Source organism: Pedobacter terrae (assembly GCF_036946585.1).
Taxonomy (GTDB): Bacteria; Bacteroidota; Bacteroidia; order Sphingobacteriales; family Sphingobacteriaceae; genus Pedobacter; species Pedobacter terrae_C.
In genome coordinates this window covers 38,807-49,648 of record NZ_JAQIIV010000007.1, presented here as the reverse complement: position 1 = coordinate 49,648, position 10,842 = coordinate 38,807, and the positions used below count along the sequence as shown (strand labels likewise).

The following is a 10,842-nucleotide window of genomic DNA, read 5'->3' as shown; positions in this document are numbered from 1 at the left end:
ATGCTTAATATTGCCGTAATGTTGAACGAAAAAAAGGAACGGGTAATTATGGGCATTGATCCGGGCACTGCGGTGATGGGTTATGGCGTAATTTTGGAGAAGGGAAATAAAACGGAACTGATCAGTTTGGGGGTGGTAAAAATGACCCATTTGGACGATCCCTTCCTTAAGCTTCAACGGATATTCGAAAAAACGGTAGTACTGATGGAACAGTATAAACCTGATGTATTGGCCATAGAAGCCCCATTTTATGGTAAAAACATCCAGGTACTATTGAAACTTGGCCGTGCACAAGGCATTGCCATTGCAGCCGCACTTTCCAGAAATGTACCTGTAACTGAATATTCTCCAAGGAAGATCAAACAATCCATTACCGGCAGCGGAAACGCCACCAAAGAGCAGGTAGCCGCCATGCTGCAACGTTTACTCAATTTTAAAGAAACACCAGAGTTTTTAGATGCAACCGATGGCTTGGCTGTTGCCGTTTGCCATTCTTTTCAGAAAATTACTGCAGGTGGTAAATCTAAAACCTATTCGGGCTGGGAATCTTTTGTAAGCGATAATAAAACAAAAGTGACTGGAATTAAAAAAACAAATACTAAGCTAAAAGGTTAGCCATAGCGTCTCAATCGTCATAGCGAACCGAAGGTAAAAGAGTGAGGCAATCCAAATAAAATGGTTCGTGCAGACACGAACCATGGCATAAAAAAATACTGAATATTAAAAAAACAAATATCAAGATAAAAGGTTAGGTCGTAAGGTCTCAATCCGTCATTGCGAACCGAAGCCCGGCCTATGGTAAAGTGTGAAGCAATCTTTCTTGGCAGAGAATAAATAGTTCGTGCAGACACGAACTATAGTTCAAAATTAAGCCTGATTTTCAAATAGCTGCTTTGTTCTCAATTCACGCTGTATTTTATTCTTCCGGACAAAATACTTCACAATAAAAAACACCCCAAAACCAACCAATATTAACATCCACAAATTGGAAACAGCAATAATAATCTCTTTAAAAATGGTCCAGCCATTTACAATGCCTAACCAAAGCCTGTTTATAAATGCGGGACGGTAATCATACAAATTATCATTGGCAACAATCATGGTTTTTACGGTATTATCCTGATAAAAATTTAGGATGATGGTACTGAATTTCACCCGGCTATCGATCTGCATATTCTCGATTTTCTTATCTACATAATCGTCTTTAATATGAAGGGATGATTCCACGTTAGCACTTTTCTTTGAAGCTACTTTATTAATCTTTTTAACTGCGTCGACCCGGTTTTGTGCTTTCAATTTATTGGCCAAATAAGCAATACTCTGATCATCCAGCTTCATCGATTGGTGATCTACAAAGACCGCCATTTTTGCAATGGTATTGGTAAATTCGTCCAGCTTCTCAGACGGTACCTTTGCCACCAGATAACCTTCAGTGCGATAGGCTGTAATTTCTTTTAACGAGTCGGTAGATTGTTTTACTTTATCCGTTTCCTGAATAGTGCTTTCAATAGAAAACTCAGCAACAGTCCCACCTTCCGCTTTGATCGTTTTGCTAAGCTGCTCTTTGGTATGTTGAACATTCTTAACCCTAAAACGCATATCGGCAGTTTTGATAATTTTCTCTACTGCGGTGCTATCTGCTGGCGCTATTAATTCATTTGCTGTGATAGCTTCGGTGTTGGCATACTTTTCGTTCGATTTTTGGCAGCCAAAAATTGTTAAAACTATGGCTATAGCAATAATATTCCTTTTCATGATTGTGTGGTTCTAAATAAATAATCATTTTAAATATTTGCTTCAAATGGCCATTAGAAGTTTTGCGTTTTTGGGTTGGTTTGCAACGCTCTTTTAACTTAATACTACAAAGTGCTTTAGGTAACCCAAAAATCAAATGTTTATATAGAGATGTTATGTAACCTGTATTTCCATAAATTAAAAAACAAAAATGCCTGCTGCAATATAACCCGAAAGCTAAAAGCTATCTTATTTAGAATAGAAAGGTCTGCCTAAGTAAATTAAACCTGACAGGAGCGGGCACGAACGCAGTGAAGTAAAGCGGATGGCAGGGCTTTCGGAACCGATGCACACAGGAAACTGCTTTTAAAAAAGAACACAAAAATTTGTCTAAGCCTATCTTTTCCTAGAATCTGAGATTTCCTTTAAACAAAAAAGCCGATGATGAATAAACATAACCGGCTTTATATTTTGATAATAGATCGCTTATGCGTCTAATATTTTGAATACACCTTTAATGGCAATAATTGCACCGATGAACAAAACAATCCAGGATGCTAAAGACACTTGCCAAGAATCGTAAGCGAAACGTGCATAAGTACCCACTATGCAAACCAGTACACCAAAAATCATTAATTTATAAATTCCGGGCTGGTTAGCCGTTTTCATACTTTCTGTATTGTGCTTTAATTCGTTGTTCTCCATAATCTTTATTTTTATGATGCAGCAAAAGTAATACTTATTGCCGAATATTTATAAAACTTAGTAACTTTTTAATCGTTCTAACCTTTGTTTCGCTTTATCTTTGTCACTAAGTTTTTCTCCCTGATACAAAGGCTTTTCCCAATCCCCGTACATGGGGTTTGGCAACATAATATACTTCGATCCAAATAGCTTCTGGTTGGCATTTACCTGCTCGAATGTATTTTTATTTTCGCGATAAAAAATGTTGCTGAAATCGCTTAAATTATCACCACATAATAATAAAACATCATGCGTTTCGCTAATTTTTTGGCGACGTGGTTCTTTATTTGAACTTCCTTTTGAAACCACTAAATGTGCATCATCTGCATAAGGAAAACCAAAATGTTGCAGGTTTTTTAAAGTAGCTGCATAATCCTTTTCATCGCGGTTACTCACATAAAAAGTTTCGATATTTTTTGACGCGGCAAACTTCAAAAAAGACAATGCGCCCGGAACCGTATCAGCCTGAGCCAGATTGGTCCATTCGGTCCAGTCTGCAGGTACATAACTCTGTCCCTTTTTAATTTCATGGCCTTGAAAAGCGGAGTTGTCTAAAACGGTTTCATCAATATCAACAATCACACAATTTGGCCTTTTACTTGTATCGGCCCACAAGGCCTCTTTTAATGACAAGCGTGCAAAATTGTAGGCTTGGAAACAAAGTGCACGGTATTCTCCCGATGTTTGCTGCCAAAGCACAGCATTGGTATAATCGCGGGCAGGATTTTGGGCTGCGGCAAAAAACGGAATGAGTGATAGGCTGATGAGGATGTATTTTTTCATGTATTAATATTATACAACAAAGATATGTTTAACCGTTCAAAAAAGTTCCCCTATCAGCTTTTGATATTACTAATGTTTCTACATCAGGGTAAGCATTTGTAAAAGTAAGCGGAATTTTATTTTTCCCTCTTTCGCTCCATTTAAATTCAACAGCCAAAAATTTCTCCTTAGTTTTTTCAATATAATCAATTTCCTGTTGTTGCGTGGTACGCCAGAAAAAGCATTCCGCTTCCATCTGGTTCTGGTGCAAAAACTTCATCCGTTCAGCAATCATATAATTTTCGAAAAGTGCACCCACATCATTTCGATTGGCAAGGGGATTAAAATTCCTTGTGATGGCATTTACAATACCAGTATCATAAAAATAGATTTTCTTATTTTTTTTAATTTCATTACGCACATTGCCCGCAAAGGCTGGCAGGGTAAAAATAACAAATGATTTTTCGAGCAGACTGATGTATTTATCAACCGTTTTCTGATCAGCCTTTACCAATTGTGCCAACTCAGAAAAGTTAACTTCGCTCCCAACCTGCAACGCCAGGGCCTTTACAATTTTTTCGAAAAGCAATGGCTTTTTAACATCCTCCAAAGTAAAGAGGTCTTTATATAGATAACTATCTGCAAGTAATTTTAAATGTTCTTCTGCGTTCTGCGGATCGTTAATGATTTCTGGATAGGAGCCATAAACTAACCGCTGTTCCAACGATCGCTCTTCGGTAATAAAATCAGTTTCATTTACCAGCTCTGCGTATGAAAACGGCAAAAGCATCATTTCGTATTTTCTACCGGTTAGGGGCTCGTTTATTTTACCTGATAACTCAAACGCTGATGAACCCGTAGCAATAACCTGAACCGGTTTAAAGCGATCTACAATAATTTTAATAAGTAAACCTATATCGTTGATCCGTTGCGCTTCATCTATAAAAAGTACTTCATAGCCTAAAAGTATTTTTGCTATTTGTGCCGCATTGGGCTTAGCTAAAGTTTCACGTACATCAGCATCATCACCATTTAGGTATAAGGTCTTTTTATCAACCTTAGCCAATAACTGCTCTACAAAAGTAGTTTTGCCCGTTTGGCGTGGTCCAAAGATGATAAAGGCTTTCCCCTTAAAAAGCCTTTTAAAAGCATAATTCAATTGTTTACGAACAATCATAATAAAATAGCATATACAAAAGTATAATTATTCTGGATTATAATCCATAAAAAACATAATTATTTTGGATTACAATCCATAAAAAACATAATTATTTTGGATTACAATGTTTACATAGACAAAAAAACCTATTCCAGTTAAGAAATAGGCTGTTATATTTTGACATTAAATTTCAGGATTATAGCTCCAAATGCCGATTTAATAATTATCCTTCAAGCGCTGCTGCACCACTTACAATCTCGGTTAACTCGGTTGTAATGGCTGCCTGACGTGCCTGGTTATATGAAAGTTTTAAAGCTTTTAATAATTCACCTGCATTTTCAGTTGCTTTATCCATTGATGTCATACGTGCACCATGCTCAGAAGCATGAGAATCCAACACTGCTTTGTATAACTGGATTTTAATTGACTTAGGAATTAACTGCTCTACAATTTCTTCTTGAGAAGGCTCTAAAATATAATCAACATTAGTTGTTTTTTTCTCCGTTTTGGTCTCTGCTACTGTTTCAGCTTTTGGCAAAGGTAATAACTGTTCAGTAGTAATAAACTGTACAGCCGCATTTCTAAAACGGTTATACACCACTTCTACTTTATCAAACTCACCTTTAACGAAACCAGCCATAATCGCGTCTGTAATTTTGGTTACATTTTCGAAAGTTAGGGCTGAAAATATTTCGTTATTGTTACCTATAACGTTGTACTTGCGTTTCTCGTAAAAATCCTGTGTTTTCTTACCGATAGAAATAATGCTCACATTACCGTTTTTCAACTGTTCGCTATACTTCTCAGCAATTAAATTGTTGGCCGCTTTAATTACGTTCATGTTAAATGCTCCAGCCAAACCACGGTTTGATGAAACAGTAACAATTAAAACCTTATTGGGCTCACGCTCCTGAATAAATGGTGATGAAGACCCTTCTAAACTTGCAGACAGATTGCCTAAAATCTCTTTCAGTTTAGTTGCATAAGGACGCAAAGCGATAATTGCATTAGTGGCACGTTTCAACTTAGCTGCCGAAACCATTTTCATAGCCTTGGTGATCTGCTGTGTTGACTGTACCGATGCAATCCGGTTTCTTACTTCTTTTAAATTAGCCATTTTTTAAGTATCGAGTATTAAGTATCAGGTATCAAGATTGGATTAATTTACCTGTCTTGATACTTGATACTCGCTACTTGTATCTAATTAATATTTACTTGAAATCTCTTTTGCTACTGTATCCAAAACACCAGTAATGTTATCATCAAATTTACCAGCTTTTAAAGCCGCTAAAGTTTCAGGATGACGTAGTTCCAATTGAGTTAAGAATTCAGTTTCAAATTCTTTTACTTTGTTAATCGGAACGTTACGCATTAAGTTTTTAGTACCAGCATAAACAATTGCAACCTGTTTCTCTACAGTAAATGGAGTAAACTGTGCTTGTTTCAACATTTCTACGTTACGTGCACCTTTATCCAATACTGATTTAGTGGCAGCATCTAAGTCAGAACCGAATTTAGAGAAAGCCTCTAACTCACGGTATTGAGCCTGATCTAATTTTAAAGTACCTGCTACCTTTTTCATCGATTTGATCTGCGCGTTACCACCCACACGTGATACCGAGATACCTACGTTGATTGCCGGACGGATACCAGAGTTGAATAAGTTCGACTCTAAGAAGATCTGACCATCAGTAATCGAAATTACGTTGGTTGGGATATAGGCAGAAACGTCTCCTGCTTGTGTTTCGATAATTGGAAGCGCAGTTAATGAACCACCACCTTTAACGATATGTTTAATCGATTCTGGTAAATCGTTCATGTTTTTAGCGATATCATCATTAGCGTTGATCTTCGCAGCTCTTTCTAACAAACGACTGTGTAAGTAGAAAACGTCACCAGGATAAGCCTCACGGCCCGGTGGACGACGAAGTAATAAAGACACCTCACGGTAAGCCACAGCTTGTTTAGATAAATCATCATAAACAATTAATGCTGGTTTACCTGTGTCACGGAAAAACTCACCAATTGCAGCACCTGCAAACGGAGCATAGAACTGCATTGGAGCAGGATCTGCAGCCGAAGCAGCAACAACAACGGTATATGGTAAAGCGCCGTTTTCTTCTAATGTACGTACAATGTTGGCAACGGTTGAGTTTTTCTGACCGATAGCTACATAAATACAGAACACAGGCTGGCCTGCTTCATAAAATTCTTTTTGATTGATAATGGTATCGATACAAACGGCAGTTTTACCAATCTGACGGTCGCCGATAACCAACTCACGTTGACCACGACCGATTGGAATCATTGCATCGATTGCTTTAATACCAGTTTGTAAAGGCTCATTTACCGGTTGACGGTAAATTACACCTGGTGCTTTACGCTCTAAAGGCATTTCGTAGGTTTCACCTAAGATTGGACCTTTACCATCTAAAGGCTCACCTAAAGTATTTACCACACGGCCAAGCATACCTTCACCAACTTTAATAGAGGCAATTTTTTTGGTACGTTTAATGGTATCACCTTCTTTGATCTCGTCAGAAGCACCTAAAAGTACCACACCAACGTTATCTTCTTCAAGGTTTAATACGATACCCTGAAGTCCGTTTGCAAATTCAACCAACTCTCCTGATTGAACTTTAGTTAAACCGTAAACGCGGGCAATACCGTCGCCTACTTGCAACACGGTACCAACTTCTTCCAGTTCGGTTTCTGATTTGAAGCCCGCCAATTGCTGTCTGATAATTGCCGATACTTCGTCTGGTCTTACCTCTACCATAATTTTACTTTATATCTTTTTATAAATGTTTAGTGCTTAGCGCATGGCGCCTGGCATTTAATCGCCATCCGCTTATCGCAATATTTGTTTTGTGCTTAGCGCTGGGCACCTGGCGTTATATCGCCTACACATACGCTTCACAATATTTTTTAGGCCATTTGCGAATCAACGCATTACGCAAAACGCTATTCGCTTATCGCCTAGCGCTTACTGCGCAAATTCTTTTTTAAGTTTACTTAAACCACTGGCTATACTGGCATCAAATTGCTTATCGCCAACTTTTAATATAAAACCACCAATTAATTTCTCGTTAACTTTTTCATTAACAATTACCTGATTGGCACCTAATTCCTTTTTCACAATGGCAACAATCTGTTCCTTAGCTTCAGCACCTAGCGCTGTAGCAGAAATAACATCAGCAGTAACGATACCTTTAATCTGATTGTATTGTTGAACAAACTGTTTTGCAGTAGCAAATAAAATAGCCGAACGGCCTTTGTTAACTACGGTTTTGAAGAACGTGATGGTTAACTTACCCACCTTATCAGCAAAAATACCATTTAAAATTCCGGTTTTTTTATCTAAAGGTACAATTGGGTTATTTAATATCGCTTCCAGCTCAGGGGTTTCATCAACCACTTTTTCAAATAAAACCATATCATTATAGGCATCTTGCAGCGCATTGTTCTCAATGGCAAGATCTATCAATGACTTGGCGTATCTGCTTGCAACTTTAATTTCTGACATATTTATTTCGGTTGGCGCTAAGTGTTCGGCGTTTGGCACGCTTAACCGCTTTACGCAATACGCTTAATTTAATTCAACGTCTTTTAACAAGTTAGCCACTAATGCTTCCTGTTTGGTTTTATCATCCAATTGTGTACGCAAAACACGTTCTGCAATTTCTAATGATAAAGTAGAAACCTGATCTTTAACTTCAGCTAAAGCTGCTTTCTTTTGGTTTTCAATCTCGATTTTAGCTTTCTCGATCAATTTAGCACCTTCAACCTGAGCTTGTTTTTTAGCCTCGTTTAAAATACTATCTTTTAAGGTTTTAGCTTCCTTTAAAATCTCGTCGCGTTCGGCACGGGCCTGTTGCATTAAATCCTGGTTCTGGCTGGTTAAACGGGCCATTTCCTGTTTAGCCAATTCAGCTTTGTTTAGAGCCTCATCAATGCTTTGCTCACGTTCGTGAATTGCACCTAAAATAGGTTTCCATGCAAATTTTCTAAGTAAGATCAATAAGCAGATGAATGCTAATGATGTCCAAAAAACCAATCCTATGCTTGGGGTTACTAATTCCATTTCTTATCTAATTTTTTAAAAACAATCTTTTTAATAAGGCGGGGTAAATAACCAATCGTTAAATACCCAACCTAAATTTTTCAGTTTGAATTATTGAGGATTGTTACCTAATAATGCAACTACCACACCGAATAAAGCAGCACCCTCAATAAGGGCAGCAGCGATAATCATTGCAGTCTGAATTTTTGATGCAGCTTCTGGTTGACGAGCAATACCTTCCATTGCTTTACCACCTACTTGACCGATACCGATACCTGCACCGATTACTGCTAAACCGGCACCGATTGCCGCGATTGAACCTACCATAACTAATTTAATTTATATTAATTTGTAAAAAATAGTTTTCTATTAATGATGTTCTTCTACTGCCATCCCAATAAACAAGGCAGTTAATAAGGTAAAAATAAAGGCCTGTAAAAATGCCACCAATAATTCCAATACATCCATAAACAATACGAATGCAACAGAAACTGGGGCGATAGCCAATGTTTCGAAAATAAAGATTAAGGAAATTAAACTTAATACGATAATGTGACCAGCGGTGATGTTTGCAAACAAACGTACCATTAAAGCGAAAGGCTTAGAAATAATACCGATCAATTCCACAGGAATCATGATTGGATATAACCAAAAAGGAACATCTGGTCTGAAAATGTGTTTCCAATAATATTTGTTACCATTGATGTTAACGATAATCAAAGTACCTAAGGCCATCACAAAAGTGAGGGCAATATTACCGGTTACGTTGGCACCGCCCGGAAAAATCGGAATTAAACCAAATAAGTTATTGAATAGAATAAAGAAAAATGTAGTCAATAAATAAGGCATAAATTTCGCATATTTATGACCAATATTTGGTTTAGCAATATCATCTCTTACAAAAAGCACAACAGGCTCGATAAAGGATTGTAAACCTCTAGGTGCTTTACCAGCACGTTTTTTGTAAGCTCCCGCAACCGAAATAAATACGATAAGTATTACCAGAATTGCCACAAACATTGCCGCAACATTTTTAGTGATCGAGAAATCTAAAATAGCTTTACTCGCTTCTTCATCAACTTTACCGTCAGCGGCAACCACTTTAATATGACCTTCTTCTAAACGATAGTTATTGTATTTACCATTATAATCGTGTTCACCATGGTGAAAGTTACCTGATGAGAAAACCTCTAAACCATTAGGCGTATATAAAATTACCGGAAGAGGCAATGAAGTATGCCCCCAAAGATGCCACATGTGCGAATCGGCAATGTGTTCCATAATAACTTTGGTAGGCTCGAATTTTTCTTTACCATGATTGGCTTCAGCTCCATGTTCTCCAGAGACAGCATATGCAGACTCCGCAACAGCGCTATCAACAGGTAAAACAGCGCTATCAACTTGAGCGAAAGTATCAATTTTGATAGATAAAAACGCGATTAAAAGCGTAAAAACAACAGTTAGCCTTTTAACTTTAGACACAAAAACTCGGTTACAATCCATTTATTGGCAGTTTTTTACTTTAAATTTTGGTGGCGCAAGTTACGTAACAAACAGTAAACTTCAAAGACCGTAAACAATAAATATAAAGAAAAAAAATTAAGCAGAAATACAGCTCCAATTCCCTTTGCTTTTATACTGTAAATCAATACAAAAGCCATACAAAAAATCATCTTTACCGCAATTGATCCCATAATAGCCATTATACCCACCTCGGGATCACGTTTTATACCAATGTCAACCAATAGATAGGCGATATAACTGATACCAGCCAAAAAGCCAAACATCACCCAAAAATTGCTAACAAAAAGCTGTCTAGCAGGAAAAACTAGTGGTAAGACGGCAACAATGCCTATTAATAAGCCTACGAAAATGAAATAGATACTGGTAAATTTGGCTAGGGTCAATGTATAATTTATTAGCAGATAAAAACTTTTGCAAAGATAAGGTTTTTAGTATCAAGTAAGTATTACGAAAAAGAAATATTATGGAGGCTGGTATTGGTCAACCCGTTTGAACTGGTTAATCGGAAATAGAAAATCGTTACATATTAGTTGGGTTAACCGAAAACTGCTACTGAAAATTGATAACTGCCAACTGATAACTAACCTCTGGTAACTTGCCTAATGGCCTGATAAAGCGCTATACCCACCCCTGCCAATGCAAAAGCAGCAGTAATTAAATTGGTTTTGCTGTTCCGGTGTTCATCAATCTTATAGCCGATAAAGGTAAGCAAGCCTATTGTTGCGATCATCTGGAAACCAATAGCAGAATATTTGGCCGCTGCATTTACCTTTTTCTTTGTATCTTCTTCTTTCGGATTTTCCATTTTTTAATGCAATAATTAAATTAACTTTGAATAATTAAAATTTGTTGCCAA

The 10,842-nt window shown here is 37.3% G+C and carries 13 protein-coding genes; 1 reads left to right on the top strand and 12 read right to left on the bottom strand.

Annotated features, from left to right (window positions below; all coding sequences use genetic code 11):
• Positions 1-18 precede the first annotated feature (18 nt).
• Positions 19-615, top strand: coding sequence for a crossover junction endodeoxyribonuclease RuvC (gene ruvC, locus PGN18_RS11810; RefSeq protein ID WP_335319702.1), 597 nt, complete (start codon positions 19-21; stop codon positions 613-615).
• A 252-nt stretch (positions 616-867) separates the two neighbouring features.
• Here ruvC and PGN18_RS11805 read toward each other — a convergent pair whose 3' ends face one another.
• The 12 genes from PGN18_RS11805 to PGN18_RS11750 all read right to left on the bottom strand — a co-directional run bounded on the left by PGN18_RS11805 (position 868) and on the right by PGN18_RS11750 (position 10,791).
• Positions 868-1,755, bottom strand: a complete 888-nt coding sequence (locus PGN18_RS11805) for a DUF4349 domain-containing protein (RefSeq protein ID WP_335319701.1) — start codon at positions 1,753-1,755, stop codon at positions 868-870.
• 465 nt (positions 1,756-2,220) lie between these two features.
• Positions 2,221-2,439 carry a hypothetical protein gene (locus tag PGN18_RS11800; protein ID WP_090983263.1) on the bottom strand — a complete coding sequence of 73 codons (219 nt, stop codon included), beginning with the start codon at positions 2,437-2,439 and terminating at the stop codon, positions 2,221-2,223.
• Between the two features lie 57 nt (positions 2,440-2,496).
• On the bottom strand, positions 2,497-3,261 hold the full coding sequence (locus tag PGN18_RS11795) for a 5'-nucleotidase, lipoprotein e(P4) family (RefSeq protein ID WP_335319700.1): 765 nt from the start codon (positions 3,259-3,261) through the stop codon (positions 2,497-2,499).
• A 28-nt stretch (positions 3,262-3,289) separates the two neighbouring features.
• Positions 3,290-4,417: an ATP-binding protein gene (locus tag PGN18_RS11790; protein WP_335319699.1), complete on the bottom strand. Its 1,128-nt coding sequence runs from the start codon at positions 4,415-4,417 to the stop codon at positions 3,290-3,292.
• A gap of 205 nt (positions 4,418-4,622) precedes the next feature.
• Entirely contained in the window at positions 4,623-5,516 is an 894-nt protein-coding gene (gene atpG, locus PGN18_RS11785; protein ID WP_335319698.1) for an ATP synthase F1 subunit gamma, read from the bottom strand.
• Between the two features lie 87 nt (positions 5,517-5,603).
• Positions 5,604-7,178 carry a F0F1 ATP synthase subunit alpha gene (gene atpA / locus PGN18_RS11780; protein ID WP_335319697.1) on the bottom strand — a complete coding sequence of 525 codons (1,575 nt, stop codon included), beginning with the start codon at positions 7,176-7,178 and terminating at the stop codon, positions 5,604-5,606.
• Between the two features lie 207 nt (positions 7,179-7,385).
• Entirely contained in the window at positions 7,386-7,925 is a 540-nt protein-coding gene (atpH, locus tag PGN18_RS11775) for an ATP synthase F1 subunit delta (protein WP_335319696.1), read from the bottom strand.
• 63 nt (positions 7,926-7,988) lie between these two features.
• Entirely contained in the window at positions 7,989-8,483 is a 495-nt protein-coding gene (locus tag PGN18_RS11770) for a F0F1 ATP synthase subunit B (protein WP_090983248.1), read from the bottom strand.
• 90 nt (positions 8,484-8,573) lie between these two features.
• Positions 8,574-8,789 carry an ATP synthase F0 subunit C gene (atpE, locus tag PGN18_RS11765; protein WP_056087863.1) on the bottom strand — a complete coding sequence of 72 codons (216 nt, stop codon included), beginning with the start codon at positions 8,787-8,789 and terminating at the stop codon, positions 8,574-8,576.
• 42 nt (positions 8,790-8,831) lie between these two features.
• Positions 8,832-9,965, bottom strand: coding sequence for a F0F1 ATP synthase subunit A (gene atpB, locus PGN18_RS11760; RefSeq protein WP_335319695.1), 1,134 nt, complete (start codon positions 9,963-9,965; stop codon positions 8,832-8,834).
• A 14-nt stretch (positions 9,966-9,979) separates the two neighbouring features.
• Complete coding sequence (locus tag PGN18_RS11755; protein WP_335319694.1) at positions 9,980-10,369, bottom strand: hypothetical protein; 390 nt, start codon at positions 10,367-10,369, stop codon at positions 9,980-9,982.
• Between the two features lie 197 nt (positions 10,370-10,566).
• Entirely contained in the window at positions 10,567-10,791 is a 225-nt protein-coding gene (locus PGN18_RS11750; protein WP_335319693.1) for an AtpZ/AtpI family protein, read from the bottom strand.
• Positions 10,792-10,842 lie beyond the last annotated feature (51 nt).